Origin of the sequence: Sphingomonas sp. PAMC26645, assembly GCF_004795835.1 — a bacterium.
Lineage (GTDB): Bacteria > Pseudomonadota > Alphaproteobacteria > Sphingomonadales > Sphingomonadaceae > Sphingomonas.
Map to the genome: position 1 here is coordinate 3,906,781 of NZ_CP039249.1, position 16,358 is coordinate 3,923,138.

Annotated in this window: 12 protein-coding genes and 1 riboswitch; of the genes, 4 read left to right on the plus strand and 8 right to left on the minus strand. The window is 66.3% G+C overall.

Annotation, left to right across the window (positions count from 1 at the left end; translation table 11 throughout):
* The first annotated feature begins 79 nt into the window (after window positions 1-79).
* Window positions 80-3,331, plus strand: coding sequence for a TonB-dependent receptor (locus E5673_RS17850; protein WP_168711664.1), 3,252 nt, complete (start codon window positions 80-82; stop codon window positions 3,329-3,331).
* Between the two features lie 55 nt (window positions 3,332-3,386).
* Here the strand turns inward: E5673_RS17850 and E5673_RS17855 are convergent, their stop codons facing one another.
* The 7 genes from E5673_RS17855 to E5673_RS17885 form a co-directional block, all read right to left on the minus strand.
* The gene (locus E5673_RS17855; RefSeq protein ID WP_210731892.1) at window positions 3,387-4,412 is read right to left on the minus strand and encodes an alanine racemase; all 1,026 of its coding nucleotides are present in this window, start codon (window positions 4,410-4,412) and stop codon (window positions 3,387-3,389) included.
* Window positions 4,413-4,461: 49 nt separating this feature from the next.
* A complete protein-coding gene (locus E5673_RS17860; protein WP_136191033.1) occupies window positions 4,462-5,241 on the minus strand; it encodes an ABC transporter ATP-binding protein in 780 nt (259 codons plus the stop codon).
* On the minus strand, window positions 5,232-6,200 hold the full coding sequence (locus E5673_RS17865) for an iron ABC transporter permease (RefSeq protein WP_136191034.1): 969 nt from the start codon (window positions 6,198-6,200) through the stop codon (window positions 5,232-5,234). The genes E5673_RS17860 and E5673_RS17865 overlap by 10 nt, the downstream gene beginning before the upstream one ends.
* A 163-nt stretch (window positions 6,201-6,363) precedes the next feature.
* Window positions 6,364-7,164, minus strand: coding sequence for an ABC transporter substrate-binding protein (locus tag E5673_RS17870; RefSeq protein ID WP_136191035.1), 801 nt, complete (start codon window positions 7,162-7,164; stop codon window positions 6,364-6,366).
* Complete coding sequence (locus E5673_RS17875; RefSeq protein ID WP_136191036.1) at window positions 7,161-9,059, minus strand: TonB-dependent receptor; 1,899 nt, start codon at window positions 9,057-9,059, stop codon at window positions 7,161-7,163. The genes E5673_RS17870 and E5673_RS17875 overlap by 4 nt, the downstream gene beginning before the upstream one ends.
* A 115-nt stretch (window positions 9,060-9,174) precedes the next feature.
* Window positions 9,175-9,375, minus strand: a riboswitch (cobalamin riboswitch).
* A gap of 227 nt (window positions 9,376-9,602) precedes the next feature.
* Window positions 9,603-11,666 carry a TonB-dependent receptor gene (locus E5673_RS17880; RefSeq protein ID WP_136191037.1) on the minus strand — a complete coding sequence of 688 codons (2,064 nt, stop codon included), beginning with the start codon at window positions 11,664-11,666 and terminating at the stop codon, window positions 9,603-9,605.
* Between the two features lie 48 nt (window positions 11,667-11,714).
* Window positions 11,715-12,179, minus strand: coding sequence for a DUF4126 family protein (locus E5673_RS17885; RefSeq protein ID WP_136191038.1), 465 nt, complete (start codon window positions 12,177-12,179; stop codon window positions 11,715-11,717).
* A gap of 161 nt (window positions 12,180-12,340) precedes the next feature.
* Between E5673_RS17885 and E5673_RS17890 the strand changes: the two genes are divergently transcribed.
* Together E5673_RS17890 and msrB are read left to right on the plus strand one after the other, a co-directional pair.
* Entirely contained in the window at window positions 12,341-13,102 is a 762-nt protein-coding gene (locus E5673_RS17890) for an SDR family oxidoreductase (RefSeq protein ID WP_136191039.1), read from the plus strand.
* 16 nt (window positions 13,103-13,118) lie between these two features.
* On the plus strand, window positions 13,119-13,568 hold the full coding sequence (msrB, locus tag E5673_RS17895; RefSeq protein WP_136191040.1) for a peptide-methionine (R)-S-oxide reductase MsrB: 450 nt from the start codon (window positions 13,119-13,121) through the stop codon (window positions 13,566-13,568).
* Window positions 13,569-13,627: 59 nt separating this feature from the next.
* Here msrB and E5673_RS17900 read toward each other — a convergent pair whose 3' ends face one another.
* The gene (locus tag E5673_RS17900; RefSeq protein ID WP_136191041.1) at window positions 13,628-14,074 is read right to left on the minus strand and encodes a hypothetical protein; all 447 of its coding nucleotides are present in this window, start codon (window positions 14,072-14,074) and stop codon (window positions 13,628-13,630) included.
* Window positions 14,075-14,314: 240 nt separating this feature from the next.
* Between E5673_RS17900 and E5673_RS17905 the strand changes: the two genes are divergently transcribed.
* Window positions 14,315-16,354, plus strand: coding sequence for an L-dopachrome tautomerase-related protein (locus E5673_RS17905; RefSeq protein ID WP_136191042.1), 2,040 nt, complete (start codon window positions 14,315-14,317; stop codon window positions 16,352-16,354).
* Window positions 16,355-16,358: the final 4 nt, after the last annotated feature.

Genomic DNA, 16,358 nt, shown 5'->3' on the forward strand with positions numbered 1-16,358 from the left:
CAGCGTCATAAAGACCTGTAAACGGGGGTTATTAATGGTGATTTCTCGCTTAGCGAGCGCAACAGCGCTTGCCGGTACCTTGTTTTTTCTGCCCGGCTTAGCGACCGCGCAAACGCAGACGAACGGCGTCGGAACACCCTATGGTCCGGTACAACCCGGCGCCGCGACAACGCCGCCGCCGTCTGCGGCCGGTCAGCGAGAATCGTCCGATGCAACGGACCAGACCGCGGCTGCCGATGACGAAATCACGGTCACCGGCTCGCGTATCCGCGTCAGCCGGAATATCGATGCAGCGGTACCCGTTACGACGATCACGGCAGCACAGTTGCTGGGCACGCGTGGCGATGTTTCGCTCGGCGACGCGCTCAACCAGTTGCCGCAGCTTCGCTCAACGTTTAGCCAAGCAAACTCGACGGGCAGCATTGGCACCGCGGGCCTCAATCTCCTCGATCTGCGCGGGTTGGGTACCGCGCGTACGCTGACCCTGGTCAATGGACGCCGCATCGTGACCGCCGTGCCCGGCAGCTATACGCCTGACGTCAACACGATCCCCTACGACCTGGTGGAGTCGGTCGACCTCGTCACCGGTGGCAATTCCGCGATCTACGGATCCGACGCGATCGCAGGCGTCGTCAACTTCCGCCTGCGCAAGGATTACGAAGGCCTGAAACTTCGCGGCCAGGGTGGCGTAACGTCTTATGGCGACCGCGGTACCTATCTGCTCAGCGCCGTTGCCGGCCACAACTTCTTCGACGGGAAGATCAATCTTACCGCTTCCGGCGAGTATTCGCGGGCAAACTCGGTCTTCTACAAGGATCGCGACTATCTTGGCGCGTTGAGCGGGACGCCGGCCTTCATCACGTCGCAGAGCACGTCTGCCCCCAATCGCAATTTCGACGGCGTACCGAATACGGCGTTCGTTCCCCGTGGCAGCGTATTCAGCAATCGTTCGACCGGTGGCAGTGTCATCACGTCGTGCCCCGCCACGCCGACCGCGGCAAACCTGACCCAGCGAACCAACGTCTGCACGGGACAAGTGTCGCCGACCGGTAGCCCGATTGCCTATACCTATGTCTTCCAGCCCGATGGCTCGCTGGCACGCGACAGCAACATCACCGACCTTCGCTCGATCGGTGGCGGTGTTCTGGGCGGTCTGGGCGCCACGGGTGTCGAGGATGCCATGCTGCTGCCGAAGAACGAACGGTATGTCGCCAACATCAATTTGAGCGGCAACTTCTCGCCAGCCTTCAAGCCATTCATCGAGGCAACGTACGTCAAGGTGGATGTCGAGCAGCAGTCAACCCAGCCGACCTTCACCGGCGGGACGCTGTCGTCGACGTTCAGCGTCAACAACCCGTTCCTGTCCGCCGCGAACCGTGCAACGCTGAGCTCGATCCTGGCACCGGGCGCGACGAGCTTCACGCTGAACCGCTTCAACAACGACTTCGGCACGCGTTCGGAATTTCACAACCGCGAGACCTATCGTGGCGTGATCGGCGTCGAGGGCGACATCAGCAAGACCGGTAACCTTCACTACGAAGTCGCCGGAAACTATGGTCGCACCGAAAACCGATATCGGACGGGCGGTAACGTCCTGCTCGCCAATTACGGGCGCGCCATCAATGCCGTCGTCGCGCCGGCCAACTATGCCGGCAGCAACTTCGTGCAGAACGCAGCGGGCCAACGCGTCGTCTGCAGCGTCAACGCCGACGCCAACGCGGCGAACGACGATGCCAACTGCGTTCCGCTGAACCTGTTCGGTGCGAACCGCTACGACAGCCGCGCGCTCGGTTACACGCTCTACACGTCGACCCGCGATCAGTGGGCCGAGGAAATCGACGTGACGGCTTCGCTGTCCGGCGACTCGTCCGGTTTGTTCAGCCTGCCTGGCGGCCCCGTCGGCTTCGCCTTCGGTGGCGAATATCGCCGCGAGGACGCGTTCTCGGGACAGGATCCGGTTACGGCATCGGGCGCGACCTTCCTCAACCCCGCCTCGACGTTCGATCCCCCATCGGTCAACATCAAGGAACTGTTCGGCGAGCTGCGCGTGCCGTTGCTCGCGAACATTCCGTTCATCCACGAACTGACGATCGAGGGCGCCGGACGCGTTTCCGACTATGGCGGCAACACCGGTTCGGTCGTTGCATGGAACGCGGGCGGTATCTGGGCACCATTCCGCGACCTGCGCTTCCGTGGCACGTTGGCGCGGTCGGTCCGGGCGCCAAATCTGTCCAACCTGTACGCGACCGCGGCGACGACCTTCGTGAACGGCCTGACTGACCCCTGCGATCAGCCCGGCGGCACCAACTCCGGCAATAACATCACCGCCAATCCCAACCGCGCCGCAAACTGCGCAGCGGCCGGAATCCCGACGACGATTACGTTCGCCGACCCACAGTCCGGCGCGCAACTGGTTCGTCCCTGGACGAACCAGTCGGCATCGGGTGTCGCTGGCGTCAATCAGGGCAATCTCGGCCTGACCCCTGAAATCGGCTACAGCTTTACGGTTGGCACGATTTACACCCCGCATCAGGTTCCTGGTCTGAGCCTCAAGGTCGAATATTATAACATCCGGGTGAAGAACGTTATCTCCGGCCTGACCGGACAGGCGATCATCAACCGCTGCTATGACGATACGAACGGCATCGACAATACGTTCTGCGCTGCCGTCTTCCGTCGCGCGACGGGGGATCCCACGACCAACCTGACCTTCAACGGCCAGACCACGCGGACGATCGACCAGGCGCAGTTCACCTTCCCGACTGCGGGCACCGGCATCGGCTTCATCAACCAGCCGTTCAACTTCGCGCAGCTCAAAACGCGGGGTATAGATTTCGACGCCAGCTATGCGCGGGACTTCAGCGAAAAGTGGGGGGTGAACGTCCGGTTCCAGGTCAGCTATGTCATGGATCGGCTGAACTATGCTTACATCACCGAACCGAACCGGTACGATCGTCTGGACAGCACGCTGGGTGATCCGCGTTGGCAGGGTGCCTTCAATGCTGCGGTTCATTCGGGACCGATCGAACTGTCCTACAATGCGCGGTATGTCGGGAAGCAGATCGTTTCAGGTCTGGTGTACGAAACCTTCTTCGCATCGCAGGGGCGCCCTGCGCTCAATCCCGATGCGCGTCCGTTCGTGTATTATGATCCGATCGTCTATCACAATGCACGCATCAACGTTCGGGCGAACGACAAGTACCGCTTCTTCTTTGGCGTCGACAATCTCACCAACGAGTTGCCGCCGTACGAATTGACGGGGACTGGCAGCGATGCAATCTATCCGAACACGGGTCGATTCTTCTATGCGGGTGCGGAATTCAAGTTCTGAACTTTAGGCTTTGAGATATTCTTGGGGCTGCCTGTCAGGCGGCCCCTTTTTTTGTTCAAGCCCAATGACGATCGAAACGCGCACCGAGACCTGTCAACAATTCATACTGCGAGCGCCCCGACTGATCGGCCGCGACGATCAATGCATAATCAAGCCCGATCCAATCACCCTCTTGCAGACCGGGGGTGGAATCGACGTCGATCGCCAGAAGGTCCATCGACACACGACCCAGCACCGGCAGGTCGATGTCCCCCGTACGGGCAACACCCCGTCCAGAAAATGATCGGCCATATCCGTCAGCATAGCCCAGGTTGATTATCGCGACTTGCGTGCGTCGGGGTGCAGTCCAGGTCGCGCTGTAGCCCACGGTCGCACCCGCAGCTACGCTGCGGACCTGGAGTATCTGCGCTTCGGGCCAGACGACCTGTCGGATCGTATCGCTAAACTCACCTCGCGGGATGCCTCCATAGAGCGCGAGACCAGGCCGGGTCAGGTCGAACGCATAACTATTGAGCGCAATCCCCGCAGAATTGGCGAGACTCATGCGCTTTGCGGTCGTGGCGCCTGCCAGCCCAGCGAACCGGTCGCGCTGCACTGCGTTCATCGGTACATCCTCGTCGGCGCAGGCCAGGTGGCTCATCAGCGTTTCGATCTGAAGGCCATCGAGCAGGCCGCTTGCAATATCGTCCGCCGACACGCCGAGGCGGTTGATGCCGGTGTCGACCATGACGTCGCATGCGCCACCGCCGGCCGCTTTCCAGCGCGCAACTTGGGTCGGGGTGTTGAGGACCGGGCGGGCGAAGCCGGCGGCCGCGGCGGGCATGTCCTCTTTGCGAACGCCGTGGAGGACGGAGACGGTCAGGCCCAGCGGCGCGAGTTCGGCTGCTTCCTGCCAGTTCGAGACGAAGAAGTCGCGGCACCCTGCGTGTGCCAGGCGGCTTGCGACTTCGATCGCGCCGAGGCCGTAGCCGTTCGCCTTTACCGCGGCGCCGCACGCTGCGGTGTCGCTCATGCGGTCGAGTGTGCGCCAGTTCTGGACGAGAGCGTCGCCGTCTAGGCGCAGGCGGAGGGGGGCAGGAATATCGATCACCCGGCGCGGGATAGTGCCGCGGGCGCGGCGCGTCGACCGTCTATGCCGCCTTGATGCGTCCGACGGGCACGAGCAGGCGACGGTCACCGTCTTCGAGCGGCGCCACGCGGACGCCGAACACGCGCGCAAGCGTTTCCGCGTTCATCACCTGAGCCACAGGACCGAACGCGACGACCCGACCATCGGCGAGCAGCAGCGCATCGTCGGCTGCGCGCTGTGCCTGGACGAGGTCGTGGAGGACGATCGCCACCCCTGCCCCGCCGAGCGCATAGCCACGCAGGCGATCGAGCAGGTCGATCTGATGCGATGGGTCCAGGCTCGCGAGCGGTTCGTCGGCGAGCAGCCAACGTGGCTCGCCCGCCAGCACGCGGGCCAGCAGCACACGCGCCCGTTCGCCGCCGGAGAGTTCGCCGACCGGGCGATCCGCGAGATGTTCGGTTTCGGTATCGTGCATCGCGCGGTCGACGGCGGCATGATCTTCGAGCGATGGAGCAGCATGCGCGCCGAGGTGCGGCAGGCGGCCGAGCGCTACGACGTCGCGCGCGACGATGTTCCAGTGAACCGTTGCGTCCTGCGGGAGATAGCCGATCGCGCGAGCTCGAGCGCGCGGGTCCATATGCGCGACGTCCTGCGCGTCGAGCCGGACGCTGCCGGTGCTGCGGTCGACGAGCGCCGCGGCGGCCTTGACCAGCGTGCTCTTCCCGGCGCCGTTGGGGCCGAGTATCGCGGTGACGCGGCCGGGACGCAGGTGCGCGGACACGTCGCTGAGGACGATGCGCTTGCCGAGCTTCACGCCCAGCGCGTCGATAATCAGATCCATGCGCGACCTCGTTCCCTGACCAGCAACCCGAGGAAAAACGGCGCGCCGATCATTGCCATCGCGACGCCGAGCCGGATTTCGCCCGCGCCGGGCGCGAGGCGGACGAGGCTATCGGCAGCGAGCACGAGCGCCGCTCCGCCGAGCGCGGAGGGGAGTAGCAAGGCGCTCGGGCGGTGGCCGAAGATCGGTCGCAGCAGATGTGGTACGACGAGCCCGACGAAGCCGATCACGCCCGTCACTGCGACGCCCGCGCCGACGACTAGGCCGGTTCCGAGCACGACCAGCAACCGTACCCGGCCCATGCGTATCCCGAGCGACCGCGCCGCCGCCTCGCCCAGCGCCAGCGCATCAAGCGGCCGACCGGTGAGCATCAGCAGCACCGCACCGACCGCCATCGGCGGCAGCGCGAGCGTCACGTCGTCCCAGCCGCGGTCGGTCAGCGCGCCCATGATCCAGTCGATCACCTCGGCGACCGCATAGGGGTTCGGCGCGATCGAGATCAGGAACGCGGTCAGCGCACCGGCTAGGCTGGCGAGCACGGTGCCGGCGAGAATGAAGGTGATCGCGCTCGGCGATCGCCACGTCAACGCGGCGAGCAACGCGACCGCGCCGCCTGCGCCCAGCATCGCGGCGACGAAGATCGCGGGGCCGGAGCCGAGCCCGAACACGATCGCCGCAACCGCCGCGAGCGCTGCGACAGACGACACGCCGACGACGGCGGGGTCGGCGAGCGGGTTGCGGAGATAGCCTTGCAGCACCGCACCCGACAGACCGAGCGTTGCGCCGAGCGCGAGGCCCAGCACCGCGCGCGGAAGGCGGAGTTCGAGGATGATCCACCAGCGCGGGTCGCTGGAGAACCAGGCGGAGGCCGGCACCCAGACTTTCCCGCAGCCGAGCGACAGGCCGAACAGGAGGATCACGATCAACCCGAGGGCGATGAGTTTGAGTGTGTGCGTCATCAGAACGCCTCCTCGCTCATACCGACCACCGCCACCACCGCCACCCCGGCGAAGGCCGGGGCCCAATTGGGAGACGGTCGTGACAGCGCGCGGCAATCCGTTACTCCGGCCATTCCAATTGGGCCCCGACCTTCGCCGGGGTGGTTTTGGTATGCGTGCAGCATCACAGCCCCGCCCGGATCGCGGCCAGGCGTTCGAGCGCGGGCGGGATCGTCGGCCCACCGCAATTGATCAGCACGCGCGGGAAGACGGCTTGCGGCGTGTTCGGCAGCAGGCGGCGGCGCAGTGTCGTGCCACGGCTGGCGCGTTCGGAGGCGATCACGACGGCTGGCGGCTCCGTCACGATCGTCTCAGCGGAGAGCGTGCCGGTATGCGTCAAGCCGTAGGTCGCGGCGGCGTTTCGGAAGCCAACGCGCGTCATCATGTCGTTCAGCAACGTGCTCCCCCCGGTCGCGAGGTCGCCGCTGATATAGAGCAAGGCGCTCGGCGACGGTCCATTCTTGCTGCTCCAGTGCGCCACCGCGCGGTCGATCTCGGCATTGATCCGCGCGCCACCCATCGGTGCGCCGACAGCCTCGGCGATCTGCGTGACCTGCGCCTGGCTCTCCGAGATCGAGTCGGGAATGCCGACCAGCAGCATCTTCAGCCCGGCGCGCGCGTACGCCGCCTGAGTCGCGGGTGGCGTATAGGTGCTGGCGATGACGAGATCGGGGTGGAGCGCGATAACCTCCTCCGCGGTCCCGGCGATCCCGCGAAACCGGCGCGCGACGACGATCGGGATCGAGGTCGCGGAAGGGTCCTGCGAATAATGGCTGATCGCGGCGATTCGTGCGGGCGGCAGGATGCGGACCAGCACCGAATCCACGCACGGATTGGTCGAGACGATCCCCCCGCCTACTCCCGCGCCGGGGGGGGTTGCGCAGCCCCCGATCAGGAGTGCGAGGAGGATCGCTCCGCGCCTCACTTCAGGCGCAACCGCACGCCGCCATAGGCCGCGCGGCCGTAATTGCCGTAGCCGGCGATCGTCTCGTACCGCGCGTCGGTCAGGTTATCGACGCGGCCATAGACCGCGAACCGCTCGCCGATCGGCAGTTCCGCACGCACGCCGGCCAGCGCATAGCCGTCGAGACGTGTGGTATTGCTCGCCTCGTCGAAGCTGTCGCCGACCATCGTCACGGTGCCGCCGACGGAGAGGCCGAACGCGAACCGATAATCGGCATCGACGCTCGCGGTCTGCTTGGGGCGCCGTGCAAGATCATTGCCGAAATTGTCCCCAATCGAGCGGTTCTCGGTGTCGATATAGCTGTAATTCGCCGTCAGCGTCAGCGCATCGATAGGGCGCAGGGCGAGCGTGAATTCAACGCCGTCCGCCTCGGCCCGAGCGACGTTGTCATACACGCCGAACGGACGGTTGGCGCAGATCGAATCGGCCGTCTCCAGCTCGGCCGGGCTGCAATCGCGGAAGTCGATCTGGTTGCGCGTGCGGCGATTGAAGTAGGTCACCCCGACGCGGCCGCGGTTACCGAGGAAGGCTTGCTCGACGCCGACATCGAAGTTGCGCGCGGTCTCCGGATCGAGGCCGCGGTTCCCGTAGTCGGAGAAGAGCTGGTACAAGGTCGGTGCCTTGAAGCCCTCGCCATAGCTCGCGCGGACGGTGGTGCCGGTCCGCAATGCCAACGCTGCGTTGGCGCCGAACGTCGTGTGGCTGCCGAAATCGTCGTGGTCGTCGTTGCGGACGCCGCCGGTGACCGTGAGTACGTCGACCGGCTTGACGATCAGTTGGCCGTAGACGCTGGTGATGCCGGTATGCGCGAAGGTGCTGCCGTCGTTGAAGCGGCTGTTCTCGCGCTCGACGCCTGCGACGACGCGCACTTGGTCGAGCGGACGGAAGTCGCCCTGATACTCGTAGCGTTCGCTGCGGCCGCGGCCGAGAAACGTCACGTCCCCGCCGGGCTGCGAGTAATTGTCGCGGTTGATGTCGGCGATCGTGAACGCCACGCGGTTGTTGAATCGGCCGTCCGCGAGGTTCGCATGCAGCCCCGCATAGCCGTACAACTCCTGCGTAGTGGAGTAAGCGGGGCTGTCTGCGACCACGAACGTATTCGGGTCGAAACCGTCGTCGATGTCGACGCGGCTGTCCGCGAAATAGCCGCGCAGGTCGAGGCCGATGCCCGGCGCGAACTCGACGCCGACCCGCCCGGTCGCGCCATATTGTCGATAGCCGTCGCGCTCGGTGCCGCTGGCCGCGGACGAGATGCCGTCGGTGCGCAGATATCCGCCGGTCAGCGATCCGGATACCGGACCCGACTTGCCCGACACGCCCGCGCTCGCGAACACGCTGTCGGCATAGCCATATTCGGCGTTGGCGCGGGCTTGCACGCCTTCGGTCGGCGCCTCGGTGATGATGTTGACGACGCCGCCGAGCGCCTGGCTGCCCCACGGCACCGAGTTCGGGCCGCGCAGGATTTCGATCCGCTCGACCGAGCTCGAAAGGAGGTTGCCAAAGTTGAAGCCGCCGCCGGTCGACGAGGGATCGTTGACGCGCACGCCGTCGATCACGACGAGCGTCTGGTCCGCCTCGGCACCGCGGATGCGGACGCTGGTCAGCGCGCCGACCGTGCCGTTGCGCGTCACCGTAACGCCCGGAGTGGTCGCGAGCAGATCGGACACCACAGTGGTCTGGCGGCGCTCGATCTCGGCGCGGTCGATCACGGTCACGGCCTGGCCGATCTCGCTCAGCGGTTGTGCGGCGCGGGTTGCGGTGACGACGACTTCGGGAGCGTCGGGGTCGGGAATGTCCTGCGCGTAGGCGGGCGATGCGATCGCCGCGGCGCTCAGGAGAAGGAAGAATTTCGTCATCGGCTGCGTCCTAACCAGAACCGCCAGCGACCATTCGCCGGGCGGCCAGACGTCTCTCGCTCGAGGAAACCCGGCATGACCGGAGCACTCGTCCGCGCCGGACACCCGCCCGCGCAGTGGATCGACCGTGAGAGGCAGGTCTCCTGGCTTCCGGGTCGCCGCGCCCACCCCACCTTCCCAGGCCGAGACCCAGTGGCATATCGGGGTGGCCGCTATCCGGTCACAGTTGCGGGTACAGCGCCGGTCTTGCAGACATATCCGCGCACCGACTTCCCTTTTGATCCCGTCGCCGGGAACCCTTCACGGGGGTGGCATTAGTCGTGCGCCAGACACGGGTCAACGCGGGGGCTGCTGATCCTCCCCCTGGCGGGGGAGGATCGTAAGCTCCCTCACCGTCCATCGCACCACCCCGGTGGAGGCGTGTTAGTCGGGACGTCGCTTTCCCTACCTTGTTCTCCCGCGAAGGCGGGAGCCCAGTCTGGGTCCCCGCCTTCGCGGGGAAACATGCTGCCTTTCTTTCCCTGGCTGCGGGCGGATTGACTCTTACCGAAGCCCGTAGCGCAGCCCGACCCAGATCGTCCGCGGCGTGGCGCGCTCGACGATTTTAGCGCCGCTGATCCCTGCCTCGACCCGCTCGTTGAACAGGTTCTCCCCGCGCAGTTCCGCAACCAGCGACCGCAGGATCGGCAGCGCCGCATACGCGTCCAGCGTCGTCGCCGGATCGAGCACCCGCGTGTTCTGGTCGTCGTCATACTGCCGCCCGATATGCCGCACCGTCAGCGACATTGCCGCCGCATCGCGCCGCCAGTCGACCGTCCCTGACACCTGGTCGCGCGGGGTCTGCGCCGGACGCAAACCGTCCAGAGCAGCCGTAATCCCCGCCCCCTCGACCTTCGAATTCGTATGCGACCACGACGCCTGAACGCCCCACAGACCCGGCCGATACGACGCATCCAACTCGAACCCATGCGCGCGGATCGCGTCGAGGTTCTGGCGAACGCGGTAGGTCGTCACCCCCGGCAATACCTGCACCGGACTGGTCGTCGTGACGTTCGCCACCGCATCCTTCAGCCGGTTGTAGAAATAGGTCGCGGCGATGCTCATCCCCGGCGCAGGCGTCAGCGTGACACCGCCCTCGACCCCGGTCAGTCGCTCCGGCGCCAACAGCGCGTTCGCCGCGGTCGCGTCGTTGCCGACGCGGAACGGCCGATACAGTTCGTTGAGCGTCGGCAGTCGCCACCCGCGATACCCGGCCGCGCGCAAAGTGATCGCATCGACCGGCTGGTACGCTACGCCCGCCCGGCCGGTCGTCTCGCTGCCGTCGCGATCCGCATACCGGAGGTTGGTCAACGCCGCGCCACCCGCCAGGGGCCGCTCGGACAGATAGCCACCGTCGATCGACCACCAGTCGACCCGGCCACCCAGGCTGAACGTGAAGTCGCCCGCGACCAGGCTCCCGTCGGCGAACACGCCGGTCGTCGTCGTGCTCCCGCCAGCCTCGCGCCGCCGCGTCGGCACCGTGTTGACGATCGTATAAAGCTCCTGTGTCTTGCCGCTCACGTCGCGAACATCCGCGCCCAGACGCAGCGTGATGCTCTCGCCCAGCGGCGGAGCGATCTCGATCCGCCCCCCCAGTCCGGTCGCCGGCGTATTATACTGGTTCAGCGACTGGATCGCGGTCGACCGCGCGGCATTGATACTGTTGAAGCTGCTCGCAAACGCACGCGTCTGGAGATACGCCAGCGCCGAATACCCCCAGCGCCCGCGCCCGACGAGCCGGACGCTCGCATCCGCGCCTTCGCTCTTGTTGTCGGTAAAGTCGCTGCCCCGATCTCGCCGATCGGTGAACGCGCTCGCATTCATCTGCAATTCGGTCTTCGCATCGATCCCGATGACGGTCCGCAACGCCCCCGACGCTTGCTCATACGGCGCCGGACGATCGACGATCCCCCGGCTCTCCTCGACGGTCGGCGTGAAGCCATCCCCCCGCGTGTAAGCGCCGGACAGGGTCGCAAACCCAGACCCGCGCACAAGTGCTGCAGACCCCTGGGCATCGACCGAATCCCGGCTGCCATACGCAACGCTGCCCTGGAACGGTGCAGCCTGATCCGGCGTCGCGCTCTCAAGCTCGACCGTCCCGGCCAGCGCCCCCGGCCCTTGATACCCACTGCCGCCACCCCGCGTCACGCGGATGCGCCCGAGCCGCCCCGTCGCATAGGCCGGAAACGCAACCCAGCCACCGAACGGATCCGCCTGCGGCACACCGTCGAAGATCAGCAGCGCGCGGCTCGACGCATTCCCACCGATCCCGCGCAACGAAATCCCCTGGCTGGTGGGGTTGGCACTGCGCGAATCAGATCGGCGAAACTGCTGGAGCCCCGCGACGTCGGACAGCACGCTCTCCAGCCGATTGCTCGCGTTCGCCTGGATTCGCGCGCGATCGATCGTGACGATGTCGTATGCGCGATCGCCGGGCGCATCGGCCAGCCCACGCCCGGTGACGACGATGTCAGCCTGCTGGTCGGCAGGCGCGACCATCGTCTGCGCGACCGCGCCACTGGACGAAATCAACACGAAGGCGAGCGTAGAGAGCGAGATACGGATCATCGCCGCCGCATGGCAGCTTTTCCGCTCGCCCGGAATACGCCTCCGACGTCAGGCCGCGCCGAGCTTCGCCGCGTTGCGCACAATCGCCGCCGCTCCCGCTAGAACCGCTGCATCCTCGACGAACCCCGTCGGCGTCTGGCCGTACTGCGACATCGCCGCCATCCGCGCACGCCAGCCCGGATAGGACGCGGCCACCGCCGTCAGTCCACCCACCGCGGCGCCGATCCACCGCTGCCGCCGCGGGACGAGCGACGCCCCCGCGATCGCGGAAGTGACGAACCGCGCGGCCAGACCGATCGCGACGATCCGGTCGGGCGCCGTCTTCTGCTTGTCCCCCGCCATCTCACCGATCGCGAGCGCCAGCGCACCCGCCGCGACGACGGGATGCGACAGCAGCTTCGTGGCACCATTGTCGGCGGGCAGTTCGTCGCGAGCGGCGGCGATGGCGACCGCAGCAAGCGGCGTCATCGCGCGCTGGCCACCAACGAGGCCCATCAGGAAGGATGCGAGCATGGTGTTCTCCGGAAAAGCAGGTTCGAACGCATCAACGCGCGCAAGCTCAACTGGGGTCCGCCGTTGGAACCGACGGGCGATCCCTTTGATTCAGCACGGAAACCCGGACGCATGTCGGTCGTTCATCGCGGTATCTCCCCAAAGCTTCAGGACACCGATCGATGAGATTCGATGACAAGATCATAGTGATCGCCGGCGCCGCCTCCGGCATCGGCGAAGGCGCCGCGCGTCGTTTCGCCGCGGAGGGCGCGACGCTGGTGCTGGGCGACAAGGACGCGGACGGTCTCGCGAAGGTCGCTGCCAGCCTCGATGGCACGACCGTCGAAACGCTCGAAACCGACGTCTCCGACATGGCCGCCTGCGAGGCGCTGGTGGCGCACGCGATCGACAAGTTCGGCCGCATCGACGTGCTGGTCAACGATGCCGGCGTCGACCATCTCGGCAAGCTCGACGAGGGCGACCTCTCCGAATTCACCAAGGTCATCGAAACCGACCTCTACGGCGTCGTCCACATGAGCCGCGCCGCGATCGCCACCTTGCGCGCGAACAAGGGCTGCATCGTCAACGTCTCGTCGGTCTCGGGCCTCGGCGGCGACTGGAACCACAGCTTCTACTGCGCGGCCAAGGGCGCGGTGACCAACTTCACGCGAGCGCTCGCGATGGACGAGGCGAAGCACGGCGTCCGTGTCAACGCGGTCAACCCGTCGCTCACCTACACCGCGCTGACCGCGGGCATGAAGGACCAGCCCGACCTGATCGCGAAGTTCGAGGAACGCATCCCAATGGCACGCGGTGCACAGCCCGAAGACATCGCCGGCGCCATCGCGTTTTTGGCTAGCGCCGACGCGCACTATATAACCGGGGTCAACCTGCCGGTCGACGGCGGCCTTTCCGCCTCGAACGGCCAACCGGCGCTCTCCTGAGCGCGAGAGGATCACCATGACCGACTATAAGAAAACCGACGACGCGATCGCCAAGCTTACTCCCGAGCAGTTCCACGTCACGCAGCAGAGCGGCACCGAGCGGCCCGGCACCGGCGAATATCTCAACACGCGCGAGCCCGGTCTCTACGTCGACATCGTCTCGGGCGAGCCGCTTTTCGCATCCGCGGACAAGTTCGATTCGCATTGCGGCTGGCCGAGCTTCACCAAGCCGATCACGCCAGAGCACGTTGCCGAACTCCACGATCGCAGCCACGGCATGGTCCGCACGGAGATCCGTTCGGCGGGTGCCGACAGCCATCTCGGCCACGTGTTCGAGGATGGCCCGCAGGACAAGGGTGGCCTGCGCTACTGCATCAACTCGGCGTCGCTGCGGTTCGTCCCGCGTGCCGAGATGGAAGCCAACGGGTATGCCGCCTACCTGCCGCAGGTCGACGCGGCAGGTTGACGATAGCGCGCGACGGTGTGCCGCAAGGGCACACCGTCACGTCTTGACGACACTTCCTTTCAGCGCCGGGTCGCGAGCTTCGCACCCAGCGCCGTGACCAGCCCGAACACCGCATGGTTCACGCTGTGCATGCCGATCGTCTTCGCATCGGCCTGCCACTCCGGCGGCTTCACGCCGAGCAACGGCCCCGTGATCCAGTGCATCACCGCATAGAACGCCGCGCCGAACACCAGGCCCGAGCCGATGACCGACGCTTCCTCGTCGACGGTTGCGGCATAAGCCGCACCCGCCGCCGCAGACAGCAACAGGTGACCGCCCTGCGTAACGGCCTGCTCGCGCGACGACGGCAGGGCATCCGCGGCCGGCGTGTCGATGCCCAGCTTCTCCGCAGTCTTGCGTTCGAGCGTGACGATCTCGGACGGTTCGCCGGTCTTGCGCTCGCCTGCCATCAGCAGCGCGGTGATGCCCAGCCCGGCCACCAGGCCACCTGCGGCCGCGCCGGCCATACGTCGTGAATCCGCCCTACTTAAATCCATCGTCGTGCTCCTGAAGCTCTGTGCCCCACAACGCGCGGATCGCAAATCGGCCCACCACGTCGCGCCGCCCGATCAGCTTTGCGAATCATTGGCTTAGCCGCCGGAACAGCAGGCTCCCGAGACTGTTTCGCTACCAGGACCCTTCGCGTCGGCCCGCTCCACCGTGAGCGTCCACCACGATCCCGACGCCCCGATCCGACGAGGATTATCATGCCGATCCAGACCACCGACGATCTCGAACTCGCCTATGCCGATACCGGGCCGCGCGACGGCCAGCCGGTCCTGCTGATCCACGGCTGGCCCGACGACGCATCGACCTGGGACGACGTCGCCCCCGCGCTCAATGCGGCCGGTTTGCGCACCATCGTGCCAACCTTGCGCGGCTTCGGCGAAACCCGGTTCGTCGGGAATGCACCGCGCACCGGCAACAGCGCGATCCTGGCGATGGACATGATCGCGCTGATGGACGCGCTCGGGATCGAGACGTTCATGGTCGCCGGGCATGATTGGGGCTCGAACACTGCGGAGGCGCTCGCGGTCGGCTGGCCCGACCGCGTCGAGCGGATGGCGATGCTTGCCACCCCGCCCCGTCTCGGCGGCATGCCAACGCCGCCGTTCGAGCAGGCGCAGCGCCAATGGTATCACTGGTTCATGGCCACCGCGCGTGGTGCGCAGGCCGTTCGCGACGACCACAAGGGTTTCGCGCACATCCACTGGGTCAACTGGTCGCCCCCCGGCTGGTTCGACGAGGCGACCTTCGCCCGCGTCGCACGATCGTTCGAGAACCCCGACTGGGCGGACGTCACGCTGCACAGCTACCGCGCGCGCTGGAACGAGGCCGAGCCCGATCCACGCAGCCAGTGGCTCGAGGACAAGGTGAAGGCGACCAAGACGCTCTCGCTGCCGACGATGTATTTCCAGGGCGCGGTCGACGGCGTGAACCCGCCATCGGCGAGCACCTCGGTACCCGCCAAATTCACCGGCCCGTTCGCGTTCGTGACGCTCAACGACGTCGGCCATTTCATCCAGCGCGAAGCCCCCGACGCGGTCGCGCACCATCTCATCCAGCTTTTCACCGGCAACACCGCCGACCTGTCCGACACCACCGACCGGAGCCTTACAATGTCCAAGACCAAGCCCTTCCTCGCCGGCGCTGCCGCGATCGCCGTCGTCGCCGCCGCTGCGATCGGCGTCGCCAGCGCGCAGACCGCATCGCAGACCAGCGGTCGCCCGCTCACCCAGGTCGCGCAGTTCGATCACCAGGCGACCGGCGTCGCCGTCACCGCCGACGGCCGTCGCTTCGTCAACTTCCCCCGCTGGACCGACGACGCCCCGATCTCGGTCGCCGAAGTGATGAAGGACGGCTCGCTCAAGGCTTATCCGGACGCCAAGTGGAACAGCTGGCGCAACGCGAAGTCGAACGAGATGCCGGTCGGCGACTATTTCGTCTGCGTGCAGTCGATCGTCCCCGACGGCCACGGCAACCTCTGGGTGCTCGATCCCGGCGCGCCCGGTAACGAAAAGATCCTCGAAGGCGCACCCAAGCTGGTGAAGGTCGACCTCGCCACCAACCGCGTGACCAAGGTCATCAAGGTGCCGCTCGACGTCGCGTTGCAGGGCACCTACCTCAACGACATCCGCTTCTCGCCCGACGGCAAGACCGGCTATATCACCGATTCCGGGACGCGTGGCGCGATCATCGTCATCGATCTCGAAACCGGCAAGGGCTTCCGCGCGCTCGACGGCCACGGCTCGACGCAGATCGACAAGACCGTGAAGGTGATGACCGACGGCAAGCCGCTCGTCCGCCCCGACGGTCGCCAGCCTGCCTTCGCCGCGGACGGCATCGCGATCTCGAACGACGGCAAGACGCTCTATTACCAGGCGCTCACCGGCAAGACGCTCTACTCGATTGACACCGCGCTGCTGCGTGATGGCGTCAGCGAGGCGACACGGGCCGCGGGCGTGAAGACGGTCGCGCAGACCCACGTCGCCGACGGCCTGTGGATGAGCAAGGCGGGTACGCTCTACCTGACGTCGCCGGTGAACAACGGCATCACCCGGCTGGTCGGCGATCATGTCGAGCCGGTGCTGACTGACGCCCGGCTGCGCTGGCCCGACACCTTCTCGGAAGGTCCGGACGGCCGCATCTACGTCACCGCCAGCCACATCCAGGATACCAACTGGTTCAAGCCCGGTGCGCCCGCGTCGCTCAAGACCGAGCTGTTCTCGTTCGCACCCGCAAAGTGAGCCC

Bases quoted from the DNA above. Each gene is read 5' to 3' on its own strand.
- E5673_RS17860 (WP_136191033.1), bottom strand. From the start codon at position 5,241: ATGGATCTGATTATCGACGCGCTGGGCGTGAAGCTCGGCAAGCGCATC.
- E5673_RS17865 (WP_136191034.1), bottom strand. From the start codon at position 6,200: ATGACGCACACACTCAAACTCATCGCCCTCGGGTTGATCGTGATCCTC.
- E5673_RS17875 (WP_136191036.1), bottom strand. From the start codon at position 9,059: ATGACGAAATTCTTCCTTCTCCTGAGCGCCGCGGCGATCGCATCGCCC.
- E5673_RS17880 (WP_136191037.1), bottom strand. From the start codon at position 11,666: ATGATCCGTATCTCGCTCTCTACGCTCGCCTTCGTGTTGATTTCGTCC.
- E5673_RS17885 (WP_136191038.1), bottom strand. From the start codon at position 12,179: ATGCTCGCATCCTTCCTGATGGGCCTCGTTGGTGGCCAGCGCGCGATG.
- E5673_RS17890 (WP_136191039.1), top strand. From the start codon at position 12,341: ATGAGATTCGATGACAAGATCATAGTGATCGCCGGCGCCGCCTCCGGC.
- msrB (WP_136191040.1), top strand. From the start codon at position 13,119: ATGACCGACTATAAGAAAACCGACGACGCGATCGCCAAGCTTACTCCC.
- E5673_RS17900 (WP_136191041.1), bottom strand. From the start codon at position 14,074: ATGGCCGGCGCGGCCGCAGGTGGCCTGGTGGCCGGGCTGGGCATCACC.
- E5673_RS17905 (WP_136191042.1), top strand. From the start codon at position 14,315: ATGCCGATCCAGACCACCGACGATCTCGAACTCGCCTATGCCGATACC.